Annotated in this window: 19 protein-coding genes; 4 read left to right on the top strand and 15 right to left on the bottom strand. The window is 50.2% G+C overall.

All coding sequences use genetic code 11. The features are described 5' to 3' along the window. Positions 1-83: 83 nt before the first annotated feature. The 11 genes from FPL14_RS18470 to FPL14_RS18420 form a co-directional block, all read right to left on the bottom strand. On the bottom strand, positions 84-1,784 hold the full coding sequence (locus FPL14_RS18470; protein ID WP_182299162.1) for an extracellular solute-binding protein: 1,701 nt from the start codon (positions 1,782-1,784) through the stop codon (positions 84-86). A 61-nt stretch (positions 1,785-1,845) separates the two neighbouring features. Continuing rightward, entirely contained in the window at positions 1,846-2,736 is an 891-nt protein-coding gene (locus FPL14_RS18465) for a carbohydrate ABC transporter permease (protein WP_182299161.1), read from the bottom strand. A gap of 18 nt (positions 2,737-2,754) precedes the next feature. Next, positions 2,755-3,693, bottom strand: a complete 939-nt coding sequence (locus tag FPL14_RS18460; RefSeq protein ID WP_229263991.1) for an ABC transporter permease — start codon at positions 3,691-3,693, stop codon at positions 2,755-2,757. 226 nt (positions 3,694-3,919) lie between these two features. Further along, entirely contained in the window at positions 3,920-5,692 is a 1,773-nt protein-coding gene (locus FPL14_RS18455) for a sensor histidine kinase (protein ID WP_229263571.1), read from the bottom strand. Between the two features lie 36 nt (positions 5,693-5,728). Beyond that, complete coding sequence (locus FPL14_RS18450) at positions 5,729-7,300, bottom strand: response regulator (RefSeq protein ID WP_182299159.1); 1,572 nt, start codon at positions 7,298-7,300, stop codon at positions 5,729-5,731. 22 nt (positions 7,301-7,322) lie between these two features. Continuing rightward, the gene (locus FPL14_RS18445; RefSeq protein WP_182299158.1) at positions 7,323-9,065 is read right to left on the bottom strand and encodes an extracellular solute-binding protein; all 1,743 of its coding nucleotides are present in this window, start codon (positions 9,063-9,065) and stop codon (positions 7,323-7,325) included. A 52-nt stretch (positions 9,066-9,117) separates the two neighbouring features. Next, positions 9,118-10,815, bottom strand: coding sequence for an extracellular solute-binding protein (locus FPL14_RS18440; RefSeq protein ID WP_182299157.1), 1,698 nt, complete (start codon positions 10,813-10,815; stop codon positions 9,118-9,120). A 73-nt stretch (positions 10,816-10,888) separates the two neighbouring features. Next, positions 10,889-11,749, bottom strand: coding sequence for a carbohydrate ABC transporter permease (locus FPL14_RS18435; RefSeq protein ID WP_182304049.1), 861 nt, complete (start codon positions 11,747-11,749; stop codon positions 10,889-10,891). A 67-nt stretch (positions 11,750-11,816) separates the two neighbouring features. Beyond that, a complete protein-coding gene (locus tag FPL14_RS18430) occupies positions 11,817-12,797 on the bottom strand; it encodes an ABC transporter permease (protein ID WP_182299156.1) in 981 nt (326 codons plus the stop codon). Between the two features lie 59 nt (positions 12,798-12,856). Beyond that, a complete protein-coding gene (locus FPL14_RS18425; RefSeq protein ID WP_182299155.1) occupies positions 12,857-13,426 on the bottom strand; it encodes a hypothetical protein in 570 nt (189 codons plus the stop codon). 71 nt (positions 13,427-13,497) lie between these two features. Further along, positions 13,498-14,442, bottom strand: a complete 945-nt coding sequence (locus tag FPL14_RS18420; protein WP_182299154.1) for a DoxX family membrane protein — start codon at positions 14,440-14,442, stop codon at positions 13,498-13,500. Between the two features lie 450 nt (positions 14,443-14,892). Between FPL14_RS18420 and FPL14_RS18415 the strand changes: the two genes are divergently transcribed. Together FPL14_RS18415 and FPL14_RS18410 are read left to right on the top strand one after the other, a co-directional pair. Then, positions 14,893-15,816: a helix-turn-helix domain-containing protein gene (locus tag FPL14_RS18415; protein ID WP_182299153.1), complete on the top strand. Its 924-nt coding sequence runs from the start codon at positions 14,893-14,895 to the stop codon at positions 15,814-15,816. Between the two features lie 166 nt (positions 15,817-15,982). After that, positions 15,983-16,873 (top strand): MBL fold metallo-hydrolase, encoded by an 891-nt coding sequence (locus FPL14_RS18410; RefSeq protein WP_182299152.1) that lies wholly within the window; start codon positions 15,983-15,985, stop codon positions 16,871-16,873. A gap of 229 nt (positions 16,874-17,102) precedes the next feature. Here FPL14_RS18410 and FPL14_RS18405 read toward each other — a convergent pair whose 3' ends face one another. After that, complete coding sequence (locus FPL14_RS18405; protein WP_182299151.1) at positions 17,103-18,605, bottom strand: MDR family MFS transporter; 1,503 nt, start codon at positions 18,603-18,605, stop codon at positions 17,103-17,105. A gap of 221 nt (positions 18,606-18,826) precedes the next feature. Between FPL14_RS18405 and FPL14_RS18400 the strand changes: the two genes are divergently transcribed. Continuing rightward, positions 18,827-19,450 carry a TetR/AcrR family transcriptional regulator gene (locus tag FPL14_RS18400; RefSeq protein ID WP_182299150.1) on the top strand — a complete coding sequence of 208 codons (624 nt, stop codon included), beginning with the start codon at positions 18,827-18,829 and terminating at the stop codon, positions 19,448-19,450. A 74-nt stretch (positions 19,451-19,524) separates the two neighbouring features. Here FPL14_RS18400 and FPL14_RS18395 read toward each other — a convergent pair whose 3' ends face one another. Both FPL14_RS18395 and FPL14_RS18390 read right to left on the bottom strand, forming a co-directional pair. Next, on the bottom strand, positions 19,525-20,184 hold the full coding sequence (locus FPL14_RS18395) for a phosphatase PAP2 family protein (RefSeq protein ID WP_182299149.1): 660 nt from the start codon (positions 20,182-20,184) through the stop codon (positions 19,525-19,527). Positions 20,185-20,221: 37 nt separating this feature from the next. Continuing rightward, positions 20,222-22,072, bottom strand: a complete 1,851-nt coding sequence (locus FPL14_RS18390; protein ID WP_182299148.1) for an LTA synthase family protein — start codon at positions 22,070-22,072, stop codon at positions 20,222-20,224. Between the two features lie 140 nt (positions 22,073-22,212). On the opposite strand from FPL14_RS18390, the gene FPL14_RS18385 reads away from it, so the two are divergent. After that, positions 22,213-22,509 (top strand): hypothetical protein, encoded by a 297-nt coding sequence (locus tag FPL14_RS18385; protein ID WP_182299147.1) that lies wholly within the window; start codon positions 22,213-22,215, stop codon positions 22,507-22,509. Here FPL14_RS18385 and lplT read toward each other — a convergent pair. After that, complete coding sequence (lplT, locus tag FPL14_RS18380; RefSeq protein WP_182299146.1) at positions 22,485-23,684, bottom strand: lysophospholipid transporter LplT; 1,200 nt, start codon at positions 23,682-23,684, stop codon at positions 22,485-22,487. The genes FPL14_RS18385 and lplT overlap by 25 nt on opposite strands. Between the last annotated feature and the right edge of the window lie 129 nt (positions 23,685-23,813).

Here is a 23,813-nt window from a genome sequence, read left to right as displayed (position 1 = left end):
TTCTATCACGCGCTTGTGATATTTAACGCGGGAAAAGCCCAAAAAACCCAGGCGTTCTGGGTTTTTTGGACTTGCCTTCGCTCTTACTTCATGAATTCCGCCAATTTCTTGACGTTCTCTTCGTATTTTGTTTGACGGTAAGCCTGCAGTTCCGCGAATCCCGTCTTGTCGCGTTTTTCGATAAACTCCTTGAAGATTTGATCGAAATCCCCGTCCGACTTGGCCAAGAGCAGCTTCGGCAGCACCTTGCCCCACTCGTTGCCGATCTTCGTCGCGTTAATGCCTTCCTTGGAAGTCGCCGGCGGATTAATCAGATCGTATTGGGAGAAGCTCGTCGTTTTCCCTTTGGTCCAGTCTTCCAGTTGCTTGAAAGGCTCTACGGAAGGCGGTTGCCATTGCAGCTGCATGTTCGTATCCATGAGCATCCAGAACGTATGGGAAGCGCCGTATTTCTTATCGAACGCGGAGCGATCCGTGTTCATCAGATTGTGTACTTCCGGCTTGAACTGGTCTTTGCCGTCGATCGTGTCATAGGAGACGCCCTTCTCTCCGAGATACATGTCTTTCTGGCCTTCTTCGCTAAGCAAATAGCTCAGGAACTTGATCGCGCGCTCTTTGTCTTTCACGTTCTTGGAGATCAAGGTTACCGTCCATCCGGAAATGGCAGGTCCGGCTAATTGCGGCGGTTCCAGCTTCGAATTCGCCGGTCCGTCAACCGCGATGTACACCGAATTCGGATCTTTGGCGAACAGTACGTTTTGCTGCGCCGCGAAGTCCGTCCGTTGGTACAGCATCGCGAAGTAACGGCCTTGGGCGATCTTCTCTTCCATTTGCGCGCGTTTGTCGACGAACACGTCTTTGGAGATCAAGCCGTCTTGGTTCGCTTGGCGGAATGTTTTGAGCCAAGTGACGAACTCCGGATCGGTTAGACGGTCATACAACTTGCCTTCTTTCTCCCTCGGAAGCGCAAGATAATGCGACAGGTACGAGGAGTCCTGCTGGACGTCGTAGAACGAATAGTTGCCCACGTCGCCGAATTCATGGAAGCCGATCGGAATGAGCGGCTGACCGTTCACTTCCGGGAATTTCTCCTTCGCCAGCTTCAGGGCGTTCAAGAAACCTTCAGGAGTCCGCATGTCCGGCTTGCCGATCGCTTCGTACATATCCTTGCGAACGACGAACGTTTGGTTCGACGTAAACTGGGTACCGTATTGTTGAAAATCTTTCGGCGAGGAAGAAGCGTTCGGGTATACGTACGTTTTGCCGTCCGGTTGAGCGTACCACGATAATTTCGCAGGGTCGGCAACCTTAAAGAAATACGGATCGTACTGGTCGGCCAAGTCGGTCAGAGACTCCACGAGTCCGCCCTCGACCATCTTCTTGACGCCTTCTTCCCACCAGCCGAGCGTAATAAAGTCAGGCAGCTGATTGGCCGCGATCATCGCGTTCAGCTTTTCGTTCTCGTTGCCCGCCGGAACGATGAGGTTCAAGTTGACGCCTGTTTTCTTCGTAATATACTGGGAAGTCGGGTCGACGCCCCATTTGTTCGGGAACCAAGCGAAGTTGAGATACCAGTCGAAAGTAATCGGAGAAGTGTCCGCCTTCCAGCCCGGTTCGTCCGCTCCCGGCTTCTCGCTAGCGCTCGCGCTGGAGCTAGCTGCGGGAGGTTCGCTCGACGCGCTCTGGCTGCTTGCGGCCGGTTCGTTGTTGCCGCCGGAACAAGCGACGATAGAAAGCATGAGTGCGGCGATAATCGCTACGCTTAACCACTTTTTCATTGTCATACCCCTTTAACTGTTTTATATAATAAGTTCCCTTTCGGGGAAAGTGAAACCTCTTGAATAGCTAGCCTTTGAGCGAGCCGATCATGAGCCCTTTGACGAAATATTTCTGCAGGAACGGATAGGCCAGAACGATCGGCAACGTCGTGATGACCATCGTCGCGAGCTTGATCGATTGAGACGTTACCGTCCGGTTGATCGCTCCGCCAGTCGCTCCGACTATCTGATTGGAACTGGATTGGGCGATTATTCGATATAAGAACGTCTGAATCGGCTGCAACTTATCGTTGTTCGTATAGAGAAGTCCCGTAAAATAATCGTTCCATTGCCACACGCCATGGAACAACGCGATCGTGGCTACGACCGGCAAGGATACCGGCAAGACGATCCGGACGAAGATCGTGAAGTCGTTAGCGCCGTCGATCTTGGCCGCCTCCTCCAGGCCTTCCGGAATTTCGCGGAAGAACGCCAGGAAAATGATGAGATCGAAGAAGCTGAACATCGCCGGATAGATATAGACCCCGAAAGTATCCAGCAAGCCGAGATCGCGAAACCAGAGATAGGTTGGAATCAAGCCCCCGCTGAAAAATAAGGTGATCGTCCCGATGATCATGTAGACGTTACGGAAGATCAGTTCCTTGCGGGATAAGGCGTAAGCGACCATCGCCGTGAAGAACACATGGATGACGGTTCCGATTAACGTCTTCGCCACCGTAACGCCCATCGCCGTCATAATCCCGGCATTATCGAAGACGGTCGTGTAATTTTCCAGGCTGAACTGCCGAGGAATCCAGTAAATATTGCCGCCGGTCATTGCATCCTTCCCGTCGTTAAACGAGTTGACTAACACATACCAGATCGGATACAAGGTGGCAAAACAAATCAACAGCATCGCGATGATATTAAGATTGTCGAATATAACGTCGCCGCGGGTTCTGCGGTCTTTCGCCCACATGGCCGTTCACCGCCTTTGCTAGAATAGGGAAGATTGGTTCATCCGCTTCGTTACGGAGTTTGCAAGCAACAGCAGGAAGAGCGCGATAAGCCCTTTAACCAACCCGACCGCGGTCGAGTAGGAGAAGCGTCCTTGCTTGATCCCGACCTCGTACACGTAAATGTCGATTACGCTGCTGGCGCTTTCGTTGACTTGGTTTTTCAACACCAAGATCTGATCGAAATTGGAATTCAAGATGCCGCTGACGGCCAGAATGAACAAAATCGAGATCGTGCCTTTGAGACAAGGAAGCGTCACGTACCACATTCGTTGGAAACGCCCTGCCCCGTCGATCGTCGCGGCTTCGTAGAGCTCCGGCGAGATGCTGGCGATGGCGGCGATATAAATGATGGCCGACCACCCGAACTCTTTCCAGATGTCCGACGAAATGACGATCGTCCAAAAATATCCGGGTTCTCCTAAGTAATAGATCGGTTCGCTAATGATACCTAGCCCCATTAAGACGTCGTTCACGATTCCCACGTCGGACAGCCACGCCGTCAGTATCCCTCCAAGAATAACCCAAGACAGAAAGTGGGGAAGGTACGAAATCGTCTGGACGATCCGGTTGAACCTCATGGAACGAAGCTCGTTCAGGAATAGAGCGAATATGATCGGAATAGGGAATCCGATAATCAACTTCAACAAACTGATGCCCAACGTATTCTTGATAACCTGTCCCATCATGTCGTCTTCGAATATCGCCTTGAAATGGCTCCATCCTGCCCAAGGAACTTTCGAAATCTCCCCGATTCCGATGTATTCCTTGAACGCAAGGATAATCCCGTACATCGGGATGTAATGGAACAAGATCATCCACGCGACTCCGAGCAAAGCCATGACCTGGAGGTATCGCTGGCCGTATAATTTACGAAACAGACTAGTCCTCCCTCTCATTTTGTTCATTGGCTTATGCATCGGGCGATCTATTCCCGCATTCGATTCCATTCCGGCCACCCCTCCTCGCAACAACTTGTAAGCCTTTTCATATTGATAAGTATACTCAGTGCCCGCATTCGTGCGTAAGGCTCCAAATTTCGTTTGGGGTTGCATTTTTTCAGGTGAACCTCGATTCCGACCGAAAAAAAAGAAGCCTCCCGTTCCCTATCGTTAGGAGAATGGAAAACTTCGTTGATTCGCAATTCTACTCTTTGAGATAAAGCTTGCGTTTCTTGGCCGGAATTCGAATTTGCACGGACGTTCCTATGCCGGGTCTGCTCACGATCGACACTCCGTACTCCGTACCGTATTGCAGCTTGATACGCTCGTCGATGTTACGAATGCCGTAACCGTTCTCGTTCTCGTCCGACGGAGCGAGAATCTCCCGAATTCTCTTCTGCGGCATCCCCATGCCGTCGTCGATAATGCGATAGAGAATGTCGTCCCCTTCCAACCGCGCAACGATCCGAAGATGAATTCGATCGCCCCACCAAGCGTGCTTGAGGACGTTCTCGATGAACGGCTGCAAGATCAGCTTGATCGTTTCGTAAGGCCATATGTTCACGTCGATGTCGTACGACACTTCCATCCGCTGCCCGTACTTAACCTTCTGAATATCCAGATAGGCGTTAGACTGCTCGATTTCGGACGAGATCGGAATGAGCGTACGGCCCGAATTTAACGTCAGCCGATAAAATTTGCCCAACTGCACGACCATTTTCTGCAGCTTCTCGTTCTCCCCGAACTTCGCCAATCGGTTAATGGAAGATAACGTGTTGTACAGAAAATGAGGATTGATTTGCAACTGGAGCATTTCCAGCTCCGCTTCCTTCTTCTGCAGCTGCGTTAAATACACTTTATTGATGAGCGCTTCGACATCCTCGCCCATTCCGTTGAGGGCGGTAGCGATCTGCGAGAATTCGTCTTTTCCTTTGTAAGAGATTCTCTTGTGCAGATTGCCTTCCCGGAACGCGTTCAACACCGATACGAACTTCGTAATCCGGATGGAAAAATAACGGGACATGAAAATGCCGGCGAACGTAAACAAGATGAAGCAAACGACGCACACGCCGATGATAAAAGTCCTGACCTTCCGGGCTTCCTGCTCGATAATCATGACGGGGACATGGGCGACGATCGTCCATTCCTGCCTTCCCAGCTTTTCCTCGATCGTGATGTAGGGGCTCTCGGAATTGTTCGATTCGTCAGGATTTAGGATCGGCATGCCGGAGGAATAGATTTCCTTGCCTTCTTTATCCTTCACGGAAATCAGGCTGCCCTCGCCTACTTTCGAGAAGTCGACGCTCTCGAACAGATCCTTCAATCGAACGCTGAATCTCATCATGCCCAGCTCTTGAAGATGCAGCGGGTTGCTCGTGTCCACGATGCGCCGGATCAAGGAGATTCGATTCTCGTCCATGTCTTCCTCCACCTGCTTCCACTGCATCGTAACGCTATATCGTTCCTCGGGATAATCCTTATACCAGTCTTCTTCGACTATTCGTTTCATATGGTAGATATCGAAGGTTTGCTGAATAAGATCATCCTCCCCTTCCGTTCTCGTTTGATAGATTTCATCTACGGATTCGTTATGGAAATAGACGCTGAGCCGCTGGCTAAAGCCTATCGACTTGGATGCGCTGTCCAGCTTCGGTTTAATAATCTGCGTCATTCGGTAAAATTGTTCCCTTCCCGTCTCCAACGATTTCAAGTTCTGCACGAGATTATAGTCGTCGTAGAGCAAGGATGAAATCCGGGTCATATCGTCCGTCTTGTAGGTTATATTGTCCTTGATTTGCGTAATCGTCGCTTGAATGTTCGTTCGGGATTGCTTGCGGATCGAATTATTGTACATCGAATTCGTAACGTAACCGTTAACGGATACGAGAATGATGATAAAAATCATATAAGAAAGCATGAGCTTGTATCCGATCGGGATATATTTTAGCTTTCTGCCGCTTTCCGGAATCAGCTTCATCGATGACCTCCACTATTGCTGCTGAGATAGGCTTCTTTATAGCTCCTTTTTGCGGTATTCGAGCGGCGTCATCCCGATCTTCTCTTTGAACTGCCTGCTGAAATACGGAAGATAGCGATAGCCGACCTGATCGGCCACCTCGTAAATTTTGATTCCCGGCACTTTAAGCAGCTCGCATGCCCGCTCCATGCGAAGTTGAACGAGCAATTCGTTAAACGTATGGCCCGACTTTTCCTTGATGAGAAATCCGAAATAGCTGGGCGAGAAAGGAAAATGTTTCGCGAAGTCCTTCATCGTAATGTTCTCGCTCATCCGTTCCTTCATCATTTTCATAACGCTTCTCATGAACTTGCTCGACGTCGTATTGGACTTCTCGTGCAGGCGCTCCGAGATTTCGTATACGCGATGGACGAGCCAAGAGCGAATATCGTTGATCGTATCGAACTGCAACACGATGTCGAGATTGTGCAGCTCGATATCGAGCAGCTTGAACAAATCTTCATCCATCGAGTTAAGATGCTGTTCCAGCTTCCATACGATATAGATCGCCAGATTGTGCACCGTAAATCTAGACCGCAAGCTTGCCGCCGATTGGAACAGATTCTCGAGTTCGTCATAGACCCGCACCAGGTCGTATTCCGTCATCGCTTTGAGCAATGCTTCCATCCTCGCGTCCAGCATGCGGGCGTCCAACATCTCAGGGTCCCGTTGCACTTCCTCGTACTTGATCAAGGTCCCTTTGCCCAAGAACATTTTGCCTTCGACCGCTTTGATCGCTTGTTGATAGGAGGAATGCAGCTGCTCCAGGTCATGCACGGGATTGCCCAAGCCGGTCGTTACGGACACCGTCAATTGCTTCCCGATCGAAGCGTAGAGCTTCCGCGCCGCTTGTTCCAGTCCGGCCTCCTCCAATAGCAACGCAATCCTCTGATTGCTCAGCTTGCAATAAGGGATCTCCCCCTCAACGGCCTCATGCACCTGCTGCAGGAACACTCGCGAAATTTCCAACTGGGATCGCTGTGCGTCTTCGTACTCCCAAGTCCATTTGTCGATCTCCATTATAGCCACCCGGAGCGGCCAGTTTAACCGATCCAAGCCGTGGGACGCGAACAGCCTCGACCGGGAGTCGCCGTCCTCCCCCGCCTCTCCTTCCAGCAACCGAATCAACAAATCGCTCTTCGCGATGGGGATCATTTGCTGATAGGATTCCTCGACTTCGCGCTGCTTGTTCGCCTCGTCCAAATCTTGCTTTACCTTGACCAGAGTGGCGACAAGCTCGTTGTCTTCCATCGGTTTCAACACGTAGTTATAAGCTTTCAATGACAATGCCTGCCTTACGTAGCTGAACTCCTGGTAACCGCTCACGAAGATCACGCGTAAGTTCGGGGAACGTTCAAGCGCGGAGCGGGCCAAATCCAATCCCGACATATAGGGCATGTTCACGTCGCTCACGAGAATGTCGATCGGCCACCGCGCCATCATCTCGCTGGCGGTGAGCGCATTGTTGGCGGCTCCCATCACTTCCATCCCAAGCTCTTTCCACGGAATAAACTGCCGCATCCCTTCCAGATCAAGCTCTTCATCGTCAACCAGCAGCACCTTATACATAGCGCATCCTCCATCCGAGTAGTTAAGGTTGTGGGGCGGTCCCTTCGTTCAGGGTTTTCAAGTTCGCATGCCATTTCGCGGTAATGTAATCAAGATACCGTTGAAAACCTACTTCCATGGATTTGTCGTGCGCTTCATCCAAGATGTCGATTACCTCTTGATCGCTCGTTCCGAACATCGCGTCCGCCCTGGCCTCCAACCAAATATCCTTGATCCGGCGGTGAATGATTCCTTCCTCGGTATCCGGCATCGGATGGAGGTTCATGAACGGCGTCGCATCCCCCTGCGACTTCCAAGTAACCTTATGCTGCCAATACGTGGACCAGTTGCGTTTGTCTTCCGGCAACGTCGCTTCGTAATCGCTCTTTGTTTGGTCCAGGAACGCAGTGTTGCCCACCCAGATCAAATCCCCCGAAACCGATTGAATCCTGGCCAGTCCCTCCGGATCCTCGGCGTATTTCGCCGTGAATCTCGGGGTTATCCCGTCTTCCTTGAAACCGTCCCAATACCCGTCCGGCCCCGGAGGCCCCCACATTTGCACGGACGAGCCTTCCGGGCCGGTCATCCAATCGAGCATCGCGAAGATCGCTTCCGGATTCTGGGCGCTCGTCGTGATCGCCGTGACGTTCCATCCCAATAAATTGTAAGTGCCCGGATAGATTTTGCTTTTGTCCAATCCTTTCTTGTAGATCGGCTCGATGAAGAAGTAACCGTCGTCGGGATTGTTCTTCGACATTTCGGCATCGGCCGGCATCGCCATCTTGATAGGATCCGCGGAAGCGTATACCGCTACGAGCCCCTGACTCAGCTTCTCGCTCACTTGGTCCGCGGTCTGAGTCAAGGCATTCTGCGTCATGAGACCTTCCCGCATCAATTTCGCCACGTATTTCGCGGATTCCCTGAAGCCTTCGTCCTTGTAGATCGATACCATCCGATCTCCCGAAGTGACCGCGTAATTGCTCGTAAAGCTGAAGTTGTTTTCCTTAAACGCCGAGAACAACTGATCGATGCCATGCCCTTCGTTCGCAAGGCCGGTCTCGAACGGCACGACGCCGGGGAACTTGCTCTTGACCCGCTTCAAATAATCGTACAGGTCGTCGGTCGTTTCCAGCTTCGGCGAGCCAAGCTCCTTATAAATCCTTTTATTCACCACGTATCCCGCGTTGCCGTGCGGTTTATCCGTATAGTAATTCGGAAAAAAATAGATTTTATCGTCGGGGGCGCGAAGCAAATTTAGTATTTTGTCCCCTGCCCAGCGCTTAAGATTCGGATATTTCTCGATGTACTCATCAAGGGGAACAAGCAAGCCCGCTTCCCGCAGCCTTTCCAGGTCGGAATCGCGTTGCCCCCATATCAGGTCGGGCAACTGCTTGCCGGCGATCATCTTCTGAAGCTTCTGCGCGCCGTTGCCTTCCGCGCTAACCGCTTGTATATTGATTTTCATGTGATCCTGAATCCATTTCGACGAAGGATCGGCGCCCCATTGCGGCATTTTGTAGTTGCTATAATGCGCATAGAAGGTAATATCGAGCGGTTCTGCCCCGAATTCGAATAATTTGCCTTCGCGACCGGCGCTAACGAAGCTCTCTTCCGCTTCGGGCTCGGCCGAAGAATACGAGGCGGCCGGACGGCTGGCCTCGCCGTTGCAAGCTGCTAGAATAGACATGGCAACCAATACCGAAACGACCCGCACGATCCATTCTCTTTTTTGTCTCAATACGTTGCGCCCCCTATTTAGAGAATAGAAGCAAAAAAATGCAGACATATCCCAAGAGATCCGGATGGATCCCTTGGGATAGCTCGCATGCCTTTATCTTTTATTGAAGTCCAAGCGTCTTTCTGTTCGCTTGCCACTTCTCCGTACGCCAATCCAGAAGCTTCTGGTAACCTAGATCCATCGCTTTTTCGTTGGCCGCGTTAAGAATTTTGTCGACTTCCTCGTCGCTCTTGGCCGTCGCGGATTCGGACAGAGTTTGCAGGAACAGGTCGAGCATGTTTTGTCTGATATCGCCCAATTCTTCATCCGCAGTCGGCTCGAGTCCCGTTCTGAATTCGGTGATTTCGTTGGACGACGGCCAAGTAATCTCGTTCTGCCAACGCGCCTGCCAGTTTTGCTTCTCGGGAGGCAACGTGCCTTCGTATTTCATCTTCGCTTTATCGATATAAGAACTATTGCCCGCGATCATGACCGGATCGTTCTTCGTTTGAATATCCGCTACTTCGGTAGCGTCATACGCATCCGTAAAGATCGGATATCCTTCCCCGTCGAAACCTTGCCAGTTCTTGCCTTCCGGACCGTAGAATTGAATCGTCATGCCTTCCGGTCCGGTCAACCAATCCAAGAACGCGAAGATCTTCTCGGGATCTTTGGCTTCCGTCGTAATAACGCTAACGTTCCATCCGAGAGCATCCCAACCGCCGGCGTATACTTTTGTCTTATCGAGACCCGGTTTTACGAGCGGCCAGATCATGAAATAACCTGCGTTCGGATCGGATTTGATCAATTCATAATGTCCTTGCGACGCGTAAGTCGTAGGGCTGGATCCTGCATAGACGGCTACGCGGCCTGCTAGCAGTTTCTCCAATACTTTACCTCTGTCTTGCGTGAACATGTCTTGGGAAATCAATTTCTCGCGATACAATTTCGATACGAATTTTTGCGATTCATGGAATGCCGGATCCGCGAAAATGGAAGTCAGCTTATCTCCGTCCACCGTAGCCAACAATGCGGCTGCAAGCGACTGGTACAGCGCGCCTTCTTTGAATGCCGCGTACAATACGCCGATTCCTTGGCCGTCCTGCGTGCGGTCCGGCTCGAACGGAACGATTTCGTCCCCGTATTTTTGTTTGACTTGCACGAGGTATGCGTACAGATCGTCGGTCGTTTCGAGCTTAGGTTTACCTAGCTCTTCGTAGATCTTCTTATTCACGACATAACCGGACGTGCTCGTCGGTTTGTCCGTGTACCAGTTCGGGAATTTGTAAAGCTTGCCGTCCGGCGAACGCAGCATATCCACATATTTGTTATCAAGGTATTTTTTCAGGTTAGGATATTTATCCAAGTAGTCGTCGAACGCGACGAGTTTGCCATTGTTATAGAGCCTGTCGAGATCCGGGTGTTCGCGATCCGTATAGATAAGATCGGGAAGCTTGTCGGCCATCATCGTCGCCATCAATTGGGCGTGGTTGCCTTTTGCTTGAATAGCTTTGATATTAACCTGTTTGTTTTCTTTCAAGTACTTCCATAATGGAACTGACGCCATATCGGCCGGGAAATCCAGCCAGCCATAATGGGCATATGCGGAAAATTCTAGAGGCTCCGAACCTAAAACCCATCCTGCCGCGGCAGGCGTTTCCTCGCCGCTTGCGCTGCTTGCAGGCGACGAAGCCGGGCTGCTCGCGGAAGGAGATGCCGCATTGTTGCCGTTATTCGAACTGCTGCAGCCGGCTAGCACGGTTGCAAGAAGCAATACCGCCGATACGACTAGCAGTAACGGCTTTCTAACTTTCTTCATACAGATTTTACCCCTCTCTTGACTAATCTTATATGTCTAAAGCGTTGCACGCTCCAAACCGATGGGAAACCTTCTACTCTTTCAAAGACCCTACCAGTACGCCCTTCACGAAATACTTCTGCACGAAAGGATATACGAGCATGATCGGCAACGTAACGACCATAATCGTCGCGTTGATTAGCGCTTTGGAGGTTAAGCTCTTCTTCGCGAGCCTTTGGGCCGTCTCCGCGCTCACGATTCCCGAATCCTGAATGAGGTTAGCGTTAAGAATCCGCCTCAACACGCTCTGGATCGGCATCAGATTTTCATCGAATATATAGATCGTAGGCAGAAACCAGTCGTTCCAGTGGGCAATGGCCGTGAATAGTCCTAACGTCGCGATAATCGGACCCGAGAGCGGAAGGACGATCTTGAAGAATGTCCCCCAATTGCCGCAGCCGTCGATTTGCGCCGACTCTTCCAATCCTGCGGGCAGACTCTTGAAGAAAGTACGGAATACGATCATATTCCAAACGCTGACCAGCCCCGGGATAATGAAAACCAAGAAATTGTTCATCAGGCCTAACGATTTAATTAATAGGAACGTCGGGATGAGACCGCCGCCGAAATACAAAGTGAAGAGTAGAAATACGGTGTAGAACTTTTTCCCTATCAAATCATTTTTCGTTAAGCCATACGCCATAAGCGCCGTCATGAAGGTGGCGGTAATCGTACCGATTACCGTACGGCTTACGGAAATGAAGAACGCGTTTAGCAGGTTCTTATCGCTTAATACGATTTCGTAATTTTCCAGAGTGAACGCTCTCGGCCAGAACGTTACGCCGCCCTTCGACGTATCCAAACCTTCATTGAACGAGATGACCAATCCGTTCCAGAACGGATATAACGCGGAGAAAGACAATATAATCAGGAACGCGTATATGCTCAATATCATAAATCGATCGCCGAAGCCTAACCGCTTAAAACTCAACTTTTTTCGCCCCCCTGTATGATGTCGAGATTTACCATAGGCTGTTTCCGGATCTTCGAGCCAGATAGTTGGCTATCGTCAGAAGCGAGATGCTCACGAGCGCTTTGAACAACCCGACGGCAACGGCGTACGAGTATTTCTGATTCTGCAGCCCGACTCGGTAAACATAGGTATCAATGACATCCGAGACCGGTCTCAGCGACGGATTCTGGGCAAGGATCAAAATATCTTCGAAGCCCGCATTCAGGAAGTTACCCATTGCAAGAATCATGAAGATCGTAATGACCGGCATAATCGTAGGCAACGTAATGAGGTAGATTTGCTTGAATTTGCTTGCGCCGTCGATGTCTGCCGCTTCATACATGTGCGGATCCACCGCCGCGATCGCCGCAAGATAGACGATGGAGTTGAAGCCGATTTCCTTCCAAACGTTCGTCGTTATGAGAATTCCCCAGAAGTATTCTTTCATGGACAAGAAGTTGAGCGGCTCGTCAACCGCACCTACGCTCTCCAGCAAAATGTTGACGCTTCCATTCTCGGTCGAGAGCAAGGAGATGACCAATCCGCCTACGATAACCCAAGACATGAAGTGAGGAAGATATGTAATCGTCTGTACGAACCGCTTAAACATCATGTGACGCACTTCATTCAGCATAAGCGCAAGAATGATCGGTGCGGGAAACCCGATTAGGAACTTCAACAAGCTGACGACAATCGTATTTCTCAAGATCGTGTCGAACTCCGGAGCGTTAAAGAACTTCTCGAAATGTTTGAACCCCACCCATGGATTGTCGAAGATATTCGATCCGGTAAACACGTTATAGTCCATGAATGCGGTTAACACGCCGTACATGGGGATATAGGAAAATACAAAGACCAACAAGACCCCCGGCCAAACCATCAGTTGAACGTCCAATTGCTTGAACAGTCTGTGGAAGAAGCCTTTTTTGCTAACCATGCCTTGCTTTGGCGGCATCGCTGCATACTGCTGCTTCGTCGTTGCTTGCGACATGCTCATCCCCCATAATGATTGTTCTTGTATTTCATTCTATCCCCTGGAATACGGCGAAACTATATAACAGAGTACCGATTGTTTATACATTCCCACGATAGGGTAACAAACTTCGCATTTGGGCCGATTGTCGAGAACGCAAAAAAAAGACCGCCCAACGTAAGGCGATCTAATCGATATTCGGCTTTGAAATTATCAGACTTTAAGAGTTCGGTTATCCGATTTACTCGACGAGCTGGAACTGAAACGGAACAGCAAGTATCCGCCGTATGCATATATGGCGCCCTTACGATATCGAACAGACTTAATCCTTCGAACGGGAACAATGCGAGGAACGCATATCCCCATAGCCCGTAAGGCAAGTACTTGACGTCCTTCGAGATCAGCGTCAGCCAGAGCCCTACGAAAGTTCCGTAATACGCGATAATATGCAGCGGAATGTCGTTGAACAGCGTGTTCAGAACGTCATAGTTGGAATATGACACGTTGCGGTACAGAATCTCTTCCACAAACAGGACGCCGAGACCGCCGAATAAAATATAGAGGTGGAACGGCAACAAAAACGTTACGATCTGGAACGAGGCCAGAAACTTCCGGATCTCTTTGACCACAACCGCGAATTGCTGCATGGGAATTCCTCCTTTATTACCTATTGTATAACGGCGAGGTTATCCCGATGCACGCCATGCGGCAACGATTTTTAGGCGAACCGGTAGTAGATCAACAAGAAGGTAGCGAGCACGAGCAAGAAATTGAGCGCTACGAAAACGATCCGGTCGAGCTTCGTCTTGTGCATGTCGACGGGAGGTTTATAGAAGCTCACGCCTTCGATAATAAACAGCAGAAGAATGACATGGATCATAAAATGGCCGACGATCTCCACGTAACCGAACAGCATTGTCGTCATAATGAAGATCAGCGTAAGAACGATAGACAGCAGACGGTTCAATATTCCGACGACGAGCAAGTATCCGACCACGAATTCGATGAACGCCGCCAATACGATGAACACGCCCGGGTCGAATCCGAACGTCGGCACATGATGGTTCTCCACGATATCGAGACTCATGGCCGGATAAATCCATTTTTCCACCGCTACCCAACAGAGCGATAAACCCGTACCCAAATAAAGCAACGGAAACGACCACTTCTCGAACGCGGTCCTATAGAAGGCGAGCGCGGCGGCAATCGCCAAATAAAACCCATAGTCAAGCATATGGAACAATCCGTACTCGCCTACGTCATAGACGTACAATCCGAAAATAATCAGAGCTGCCGCCTTTAGGGAGATATGGTGCGGAATGAGCAATAAGACGATCGTCGCGTATACGGCAATCTTGATCTCCTGCTGAGGTTGGCCGAATTCGGGCGCGAACAAGCTGCCCTCCAGCAACGACCACAGCAATGCAATCGCGGTACCGTACTGCAAAATATAGAACGACTTCGGACGCAAGCGCTCCACTTGCCGATCCAATTTCCCTAGCGCGGAAAGCTTCATAATCGAAGGGAGCAATTGGGTAAGTATCGCGAGCAACAGAGCGACGGCTATCGCCGTACCCATAAACACGGGAGACAGAACGTTCTCCAACGCTTCCTTGACCGGATCGACATCCGTGAACCATTTGACGTGCATGTACTGAACCATTGGCTTAACACCTGCTCTGATGATTATTGAAAATCCTTCTTCATGTTCATCGGTTCAAAATGACTTCTTCATTAGTTTTCGATATCAGGCTCCCTTGCTCCTCCGGTCAATGCATAAAATTTGACAATCTATTGACAATTACCAACCGAAGAATTATAATAATATCTTAAAGAAGTTGTGACCCTCAGATTTTCCTCATATTAAAGGGTAATATTCCTCCGTTTTACCACACATTCCTTATTAAGATCAAAGAATCGGCTGCTGGAAGGAAACACGAATTCTCACTGGCGCGGCCACGGAGCCGCAAGAACGATGGAGAGGTAGGGCTATCGTTGTTTTCGTGAAAGTGAATCAGGAAGAATCGCGCGGTTGCGCTTCAATATTAAGACCCCCGTCGGACTCGTCCGCGGGGGTCGTCCAATATGTTGACCAGGTAAAGGGGGCTTGGCCATGCAATTGTCCGCTGTAGGATTGCATCATCATTCCGGATACGCGCACCCGATGTGGATTCGCGACGACAACGACGATCAGCTCAATCTAGGGCTGCATGAACGGTATCATCTCTTGCTGGTGATGGAAGGTACCGGAATATGCGAAGTCGGCGGCATTGCCTTTCCGATCGTTAGCCCGGCTTTTATTTGCTTGAATGAACGGGAATCGATCGTCCTTCTTGCCGATTCCTATATGAAATCAAGATCGATCTACTTTCATCCTAATCTGGTTAACGATCGGTTTAAGCTGGATCTCTCCCAGGAAGACGTCTCCGAATTCACCGTGCGCGACAACCAGGATCTATGGTATCTCGACCCCTTTCGCAAAAGGCAGGTAACGGAATATCGCTATAATCCGAACATCGTTCCGGTAGATCCTTCGATCGCCAAGCACGCCGAGTATTTGCTCGATGAGACGAGACGGCAACTGACGGAGCAACCGGACGGACAGTGGCCGTGCCGCAGCCGTTCCATTCTTATGGAGTTGCTAACCTTGCTTCGTCGTCCTTACAGCGACGCATTGCCCATGATTCAGCCTATTCCGGGCGCTGCTGCAGAGGCATTGCGTCCTGTCATTCTTTATTTACATATGAACTACAAACAGAAGATCAAGATAGAAGATCTGACCAAACATTTCCATACCAACAAAACGACGTTAAACCAGCAATTCAAGCTATCGACCGGATTGTCCATCATGTCCTACCTGAACTCCGTTAGAATGCAGATGGCCGGATATATGCTCCGAAACACGCTGCTGCCGTCCGAGGAAGTGATGAACCGGGTAGGGCTGCGGGATAACGCGCATTTCATTCGCACCTTCCGCAAGCATTCGGGCTATTCTCCCGCGGAGTTTCGTAATTTATATTGCCGGATGCCTCAATAACGGAATAGAAGCCGGGCCAGGGGTGACATGTCGCTCCTGGCTCTTTTGCTATTGTCGATTGTCACCTAATCGCTGACGATTAGCTATACCCTTCGGCTCCCCCCTTCAGTACGATAGTAATCGTAGCCGCGCCTAGACGCGCGACACTTCATAGGGGGTCTTATTCATGCGATTCGGTAAAACTCGATTGTTGCTTCTCGGCATTCCTTTTCTGTTGCTGGCCCAAGCTTGCGGCAACTCGGCGGAAAGTCCCGCCTCCCAAGCGGCAAGCTCGCCAAGCGCGACCATTGCCGCGCCCGCTAGCGCGGCGCCTGAACCCGCCCAAGCGTCCGAACCCGCTCCATCGGCAAGCCCGGAACCCGAGTTAACGTTCGACGCCGACACCTTGAGCAACACGACGGGCAAAACGTTAATCCGCAACGTCACCTCGGATAAGAGCGGAGCGTATCACGCTTCTTATGCCATCGTCTCCAAAAGCGGAACGGTCGCGATCGCCGATCCTTACGGACTATACAACAAAGAAAAAATTCTCAAAGCCGACATTATTACGGTTACCCATAAGCATCCCGATCATTTCGACGAAAGCTTCATCAACGCTTCGCCGGAAGCGAAAGTATCGGTGTTCCAAGAAGAATCCTTCACCGTCAAAGATATTACGGTCACTTCGATTCCGGCAAGCCACACCCCGACCTACTTCGAAGGAGTGCCGAGCGACTTCATCTACGTGTTCGAAGTCGACGGTTTGCGCATCGCCCATTTCGGAGATATGGGACAGGATGAACTGACGCCCGATCAGCTTAAGAAACTCGGCAAAATCGATATTATGCTCTCGAGATTCTCGAACGTAAGCGAATATAGCGCCTCTACAGCAAGCACGCTTAAGGCTCTTGAGCTAGTCAAGCCTAAGATCGCGAGCCCTACCCACTACGAGCCCGAGATCGTAAAAGAAGTAATCGATACGGCAAAGTTGACCGATAAGGGAGAAGTAACGGAGATTGCGGTCGATCGCGCGGATCTCGATGCCATTAAAGGCACGGACTTCTACATGATTAACTAGAAAAGAATAAATAGGCTTCAATCGATGGAAAAAGAGGGCATGTATCTCCTGGAGGAGCGGAGCGTTTGCCTTTTGAAATCGTGAAATTACTTTGCTAATGGTTTATTGAATCAGATTTCACGATTTCAACGCAACCGGAAGGAGATACATGCCCGTAAAAAGCATAATCGATATAAAACAAAGAGCTGACTCCTTTCGAGTCAGCTCCTTTGCGTTGCTCATTATCTTGTTAATGACCTACCATGATCGGAACTTCCGCGTTCGCCGCGGACTCGCCTTCGGCTCTCTTCGGCTTCGAAAGCATAAGCCCCAGAAGACCTCCGACGACCGCGATTCCGAGCAAGATCAAGAAAGTGTAACCGAACGACGATGCATACAGATGCACGTCAGGCTGTTGTTTGCCCTGCTCGATCATCAAATTCTGCATCTTAGTCGTGGAGATCGTCATGAGGATCGCGACCGCGAACGACATCATGACTTGTTGCGCCGCATTGGTAAGCGAAGTTACGCGTCCTACCAAGTTCTGCGGAGCGGATTGGATCAAATGGTTATTGAGCGGCATCATGAACAATCCCATTCCCGCGCCAAGCAGTCCAAGCGGCAGCATAACCGCGCCGATGCCGGAATCTCCGGAAATGTTGGACAGCAGCAAAGCCGCAACCGTCGTCAGAGCCATCCCTGCGATAACCAGAGGACGAGCACCGAATTTATCGGACAATTTACCGCCGATCGGCATGAACAAACCGGAAGCCAGAGCTTGAGGCAACATGATCAAACCGGTTTCAAGCGGGCTATAACCCTTTGCTTGTTGCAGAAACAGCGGAACGAGGAACATCGTACCGAACATGGCGATCTGCGAGATCCATTGCACGATAATCCCTTTCGTGAAGTTGCCCGAACGGAATACCCGAAGCTCGAGAAGCGGGTTCCGGCGATTAAGCTCCACGATAACGAATAGAATCAACGCCGCGAGGCCTACTCCGGATCCGACCAACGTTTCCCAATCCAACCATGTGGATTCCCCCGTGATCGGATCGATACCGCCATGCGATACGCCGAATACTAACGCGGCAAATGCCAATGGTCCCAAGATCATTCCAAATCCATCCAATGCCGCAACCGTCTGGCGTTGAATGTTAGGCAACGTACGAATGCCAAGAACAACGCCGATGATGCCGATCGGGATATTGATCAGGAAAATCCATTGCCAGCTATGATACTCGACGAACCATCCCGCGACTACCGGACCAAGCGCCGGACCGAGCAGAATCGGGATCCCCATCATGCCCATAACGGCACCGACTTTGCCTGGAGGAGACAAGCGGTAAATGAACGCCATAGCGATAGGCACGACTACGCCTCCGCCTAAACCTTGAACGATACGGAACGCGATCAGCGTCTCCACGCTGTTAGCTAACGCGCAGAGCAACGATCCGATCGTGAACAACCCGACCGAGATCAGGAATACTTTCTTGGCGCCGAACCGATCCGATAGCCATCCGGCTAGAGGAATGACCGCCGCTTGGGCTAACGCATAACCGATAACCGTCCATTGGACTAACGACAGGTTCAACAATTCGAATTCTTCTTGTAGCTTGGGAAGCGCGACGTTAACGGCCGTACCATCCAATATAACCATGAAAATACCGACGACAATCGCAATCAACGGCCCTAGAATCGTCTTCATCGAGAACGGGGCTTCCGTTGTTGCAGGTGCTGCTTTCGAAGACATGTGTTTCCTCCTATCCTAAAGTAAGGATCCTCCTCCGCGCTGTCTCTCTCGTTCCATTGACCGTACCATGCCTTGGCGGTACAATAGACACATATGGACGCTACGAACGGTAACCCGCATTGATACCGGACAATTGTCCGTTTAATCTCGATGTTACCGGACAATTGTCCGGTTGTCAACAAGTGGAACGTAAAATTTCAGTGAAACGAGGGGGCGATTCTGTGTCCATTCGTCGGGAACGTAGAGACGCTGTAGAAAACCGCCAATTGATTCTTCAGACCGCCCATGATCTCTTTAACGAGCATGGCGTTCAACCCGTTAGCATGCATCAGATCGCCAAGACGGCAGGCGTAGGACAAGCAACGCTTTATCGAAGATATGCCCATAAAGGGGATCTATGCTTAGATATACTCGATGATTACAGCAATCAGTTGGTGGAAATGATTCGCGCTTATTTAGAGGAAAATAAACAGGCCCCAGCGGCTGAACGCCTAGGCGGAATTATCGATCACTGGGTAGATGCCATCGAAGAGAAGTCGGGGCTCATCTCCGGGTTAATGATGGCGATGGAATCGAAGATGAATTGCAACGACGAACGAGGAAACTTTTTCCATACGCCCACATACCATTTCTTCAGGGACCGGATATCCGAGCTGTTGGCCGAAATCATCCGAACGGACTCCGACTCCGAGCCGGTCGATGCCGAATTGGCCGCTCACTTCATCATCTGTTCGATGTCGCCTGTCGGCTACTTCCACATCAAGAACGAGAAGGGCTACTCCATTGAGCAGATCAAGCAGCATTTGCGGCGCTTGTGCCGGTTTACGATGACCTGTTCCCGATAAAACGCGAAAAGCTGATCGTCACGGCGAAGTAATCGTTCTGCCATGACGATCAGCTTTTTTTATTGCGCTATGAATTAGGCCCCGAAAGTGCTCTTCTGGCGTTCGCGAGTAACGCGCAGCCTGCGTTCGAACAGGATGATTACCGCGGTTACTACCTCAACCAAGAAAAATCCGGCCAAAGCGTCCATGATCACGTGTTGCTTTACGAATAAAGTGGACATAATAATAATGCTCGACATGCCTGTGATCAGCGTAACGTTCCACTTGTTGCGGAAGTTGCTGGTCCAGATCGCTCTCATCACCATGTAGCTCGAGAAACAATGAATGCTCGGGAAGCAGTTAAAGGGCTGATCCCGATTATAAATATATCTCATCAACTCGGAGAACGGATCGCTGCCTACGATCATCGGACGATCTACAGTCGTTTGAAATACGGAGTAAATCAAATAACACAGCAAAGCGCACACGACGTAAGTCATAAGCGAACGATAATATACGTTAATGTCTTTCTTGAAGAAATAGAACAAACAAACGTAAATATAGAAAATCCAGATCGAATACGGCAACGAGAAGTACTTAATGAACGGGATAGCCTCGTCTACGCTCGTCGTTAACCTGTACACTTCCTGATTGTCGATATTGTTGGTCAAAGCGTACATCCAACCAAGAACGGGAAACACCAACATTAATAGCAGCGGAGTGTACTTTTTCCATTCTATCTTTTTTAATGCCACTACCTGACCCCCTCTAAATATCTATAATGCCAATCGATCATTCATGCTTCGGCAAATGGCTCACATAGCTGTCCGATAACCGCAAAAGGTCCAACGCACGATTATATTCATCTTCCGTAGAATCGGTCTCGCTCGACTTTCCGCCATCGTAAACGTAACTTATTCCGTCTTCGTAATTGAGTCCCGGCACGAATATTCCTTTGTCGTTCACGAATGAGCCCGAAGGTAAATAATAGCGTTGCGGCAGCAAATTATGCGTCGTATTCAACAGATCCTGTCCGAAATGGATGTGCCCTTCCAAGGAAACGCCAAGCAAATTAGCTAATGTCGGCATAATATCGACTTGTCCGCCGGTTTGCTCCAGCCTTTGCGGCTTGGTGACTCCGGGAGCAATGACCATCAGAGGAATGTTCAGCATTTCCGAATATCGATATTCGCGGCCGTAAATTTCCTTCATGAGATTCATCTCGTGATCGCTTAGGGAATAGATCGGCAAGCCAAGATGATCTCCGTAAATGACCAATACCGATTTGTCCCACAGACCGTTCTCCTTCAGCTTGTCGATGAACTTTCCGAGAGCGTAATCCGTATAGTTCTGGGCTTGGATATAATCGCCCACGAGCGTGTTCTCATATCTCTTCGGCAGTTGGAAATGCACTTTGCGTTCCGGAATATTAAACGGATGATGAGAAGACATCGAGATGATCTGCGAATAGAACGGTTTGCCGGTTTGGCTCATCTTCAGCAATTCATCCGCCGTCTTGTCATACAATACTTCATCGGACGGTCCGAAGAATACCATGTCGTCGCCGCCAAAAAATTCGGCGTCGTAATACCGATCGAACCCGATTGCTTTGTAAAGCTCCTTGCGGTTCCAGAATTGCACGTCGTTCGTATGGAACGTCGCCGTCTGGTACCCGTGTTCCTTTAACACTTTAGGCATGCTCGGAAGCGCCCGGTCCCCATAGTCCTGAGCTGCCGCTCCGTGTTGGGGAATGTAGAAGGAAGTGTTCACGACGAATTCGGCATCCGAAGTATTGCCTTGTCCTACTTGTTGGTAGAAGTGAGGGAAATAGAAGTGCTCTTTCATTAGCTTGTTCATGACTGGCGTGACTTCCCGTCCGTCAATCTTCAGATCAAGCAAGAAATTCTGGGCCGCTTCCAACTGCAGAATAATTACGTTTTTCCCTTGAGCCTCCCCCCAATAGAGTGGCGATGCAGGCGGTTGCCAAGCTTTCAGATTGGCGATCGCCTCTTCCGTGACATTGCTCGGATCTTCGACTTCCTGCGTCGCGCTAGCGAATACCGCATAGGCCTCGTAATTCAATATACCCATGTTCTCTGCTTGCTTAAGCTCGTTAATGCTGTCTTGGTGCAACCATACAGTCGTTACGGATGCGGCCAACGACAGCGAGAATAGGGAAGTAATCAACCATTTCGACTCGCGAACCGCCAACGACTTGCCCCATTCCCGGAATCGGCGGCTCATATACAACAAGAGGAACACTACCACGTCCGTATAAATAAACAAGAAGTAAGGGTGAAGCAGAGAGAATACGCTGCCTTTCACTTCCGTTACTTGGTTTACTTGCTGCAGGGCATGGTAGGTGACGATAACTCCGAAATATTTGTAATACATGATGACCGCGAAAAAGATAGTCGTCAATAGGAGGTTGACCGCGATATAGACGCCCAGTTTCCTCCGCGGCGCCAACCATTCGATCAGGCAGAATAGCACCCAGACCGATGGAATCCCCGTCGCAAGTTGAAGCCATGCGGACGAACTATCGAAAATGACGATTCTCGCCAAATAAATCTTGATGACCATCAAGATGGTGAAAAAGACGAAGGGCTTGGATAACCATGTCCCTAGCCTTAATGATTTCATGCTATTCACCTCCACAACCTCATTTATTATAACGAATGTAAACACAGTGTTAAAGTGTTACATCAAGGAAGGCGACCTAAAGGTTGGCTAAAGAATAAAGTCTCGCGTATAATGAAACAAAACTTGAAAGGGGTATCCCTATGGCCATCTCCTATACTAGAGCATATGATCATATTCTCGACGACTTGTCCCGCGCCATCTCCACGGTACCGCAATTTTATGAAGCATTCGAGATGGAGGCGGACGATTGGGAGAGCCTTTCCAAAGACGAGCGCGAAGTGTGCATCCGCACGTTAGCCGACGATCTGTTCTACGTGCTCGGAACCGAAGCTTCCGCCGAGGTCGGCACGGGAACCGCGGAGTACGACTCCGGCCATGCGGTCATCAAAGTCACGGCCAACCCTCAGCTCGTTCATCTCATTTCCTTGCGGGAATAGCTCGCCTTGATCGCGCCGATCTGGAAAGCCAAGTAAATGAAAAACAAAGTCAACACCGCGCCGATTCCGATTACGGAATGATTGACGGGCACGTCCATCTCCCGAAGCGTAAGGTACAGGAACAGACCTACAACGGTCAAACTGTTCTCAACGAAGTTTTGCACCGCTATCGTTCTCCCCGAGCCAATGGCGGTTTTCCCTTCCTCTTGCAGCATCGTATTCAACGGGATAAGGAAAATTCCGCCCATGACCCCGGTAATGAACAGCAGCGTTGCCGTCAGCCATAGCTCATTCGTGAAATTAACGGCCATGACGGCGGCAACCATGGCGATCCCATAATAATATCCCCGATAAAGCCTGCCCTCCGGCACCAGCTTAGACGTCAGGAACGCGCTGGCTACGACCCCGAGTGCCGTCACTCCGATGATCATCGATTGTTGGTCCGTATCCTCGATTCCTAAATTCAACGGAAGCCACGCTATAAGAGCAATGCGCAATACCGATGCCGTCAACCAGAAAGCCCCCGTGCCGATTAACGAGAACCGGCTTCTGCGATTGCGGAACAGCTTGTGTACGTCGCGGAAAAATTGTCCCGCGGCCTGGCTATAACGTATATTTGAATTTCCCTCCCTTGCCGGGATAAGGAACGTCATGCTGAGCGACAGCAAATAAATGAAGAGGCAGACGAGAATGGCCGGCAGGTCGGAGCTTGCCGCGAGGAATCCGCCGGCAACGGTCCCGAGCAGAATCGCCAGGATCGTCGATCCCTCCACTTGCGCGTTTGCCTTTAGGAGATCTCGTTCGTTGTTCGTTAATTCCGATAGTATGCCGTATTTTCCCGGGGAATAGACGACCGCGCCGACCCCGACGAAAAAGTAGCAGATCGCGGGAGGTACGCCGACTAATAGCAGCATAATCCCCGTCGCTTTCAGCACGTTGCCGAGCAACAACACGTGCGACTTGGCTTTTTTGTCCGCGAAAGCGCCTACGATAGGAGCCAGCACGACATAGGCAACAAGAACCGCCATCTGAATATATGTGACCATTCCGTCCGGATCGGACACGCCTTCCCTCTTGACCAATCCTACGATCAGAAAAAAATTCAAGTTATCCGCGAACGCGCTTAAAAATTGCGTCCATACGACCGCGTTTAGCGGCGAAAGCTTATTTCGCAAACCTGACAACTTCCTCCACCCTTTCTGTTCAGCCCCCTTATTATACTCTTTCGCCATAGGTTCGTCCTTACATGATGTCACTTTTTTACATAAGCTTTAGGCACATTCATCGGTTTGACAAAAATAGCC

The sequence above is a fragment of the Cohnella cholangitidis genome (assembly GCF_014107495.1).
GTDB classification, from domain to species: Bacteria; Bacillota; Bacilli; order Paenibacillales; family Paenibacillaceae; genus Cohnella; species Cohnella cholangitidis.
This window is presented reverse-complemented; position numbering and strand designations above follow the sequence as displayed.

Excerpts from the sequence above, each read along its gene's own strand:
- FPL14_RS18470 (WP_182299162.1), bottom strand. The coding sequence starts at position 1,784 with ATGACAATGAAAAAGTGGTTAAGCGTAGCGATTATCGCCGCACTCATG.
- FPL14_RS18465 (WP_182299161.1), bottom strand. The coding sequence starts at position 2,736 with ATGTGGGCGAAAGACCGCAGAACCCGCGGCGACGTTATATTCGACAAT.
- FPL14_RS18460 (WP_229263991.1), bottom strand. The coding sequence starts at position 3,693 with ATGCATAAGCCAATGAACAAAATGAGAGGGAGGACTAGTCTGTTTCGT.
- FPL14_RS18455 (WP_229263571.1), bottom strand. The coding sequence starts at position 5,692 with ATGAAGCTGATTCCGGAAAGCGGCAGAAAGCTAAAATATATCCCGATC.
- FPL14_RS18450 (WP_182299159.1), bottom strand. The coding sequence starts at position 7,300 with ATGTATAAGGTGCTGCTGGTTGACGATGAAGAGCTTGATCTGGAAGGG.
- FPL14_RS18445 (WP_182299158.1), bottom strand. The coding sequence starts at position 9,065 with ATGTCTGCATTTTTTTGCTTCTATTCTCTAAATAGGGGGCGCAACGTA.
- FPL14_RS18440 (WP_182299157.1), bottom strand. The coding sequence starts at position 10,815 with ATGAAGAAAGTTAGAAAGCCGTTACTGCTAGTCGTATCGGCGGTATTG.
- FPL14_RS18435 (WP_182304049.1), bottom strand. The coding sequence starts at position 11,749 with ATGATATTGAGCATATACGCGTTCCTGATTATATTGTCTTTCTCCGCG.
- FPL14_RS18430 (WP_182299156.1), bottom strand. The coding sequence starts at position 12,797 with ATGTCGCAAGCAACGACGAAGCAGCAGTATGCAGCGATGCCGCCAAAG.
- FPL14_RS18425 (WP_182299155.1), bottom strand. The coding sequence starts at position 13,426 with ATGCAGCAATTCGCGGTTGTGGTCAAAGAGATCCGGAAGTTTCTGGCC.
- FPL14_RS18420 (WP_182299154.1), bottom strand. The coding sequence starts at position 14,442 with ATGGTTCAGTACATGCACGTCAAATGGTTCACGGATGTCGATCCGGTC.
- FPL14_RS18415 (WP_182299153.1), top strand. The coding sequence starts at position 14,893 with ATGCAATTGTCCGCTGTAGGATTGCATCATCATTCCGGATACGCGCAC.
- FPL14_RS18410 (WP_182299152.1), top strand. The coding sequence starts at position 15,983 with ATGCGATTCGGTAAAACTCGATTGTTGCTTCTCGGCATTCCTTTTCTG.
- FPL14_RS18405 (WP_182299151.1), bottom strand. The coding sequence starts at position 18,605 with ATGTCTTCGAAAGCAGCACCTGCAACAACGGAAGCCCCGTTCTCGATG.
- FPL14_RS18390 (WP_182299148.1), bottom strand. The coding sequence starts at position 22,072 with ATGAAATCATTAAGGCTAGGGACATGGTTATCCAAGCCCTTCGTCTTT.
- FPL14_RS18385 (WP_182299147.1), top strand. The coding sequence starts at position 22,213 with ATGGCCATCTCCTATACTAGAGCATATGATCATATTCTCGACGACTTG.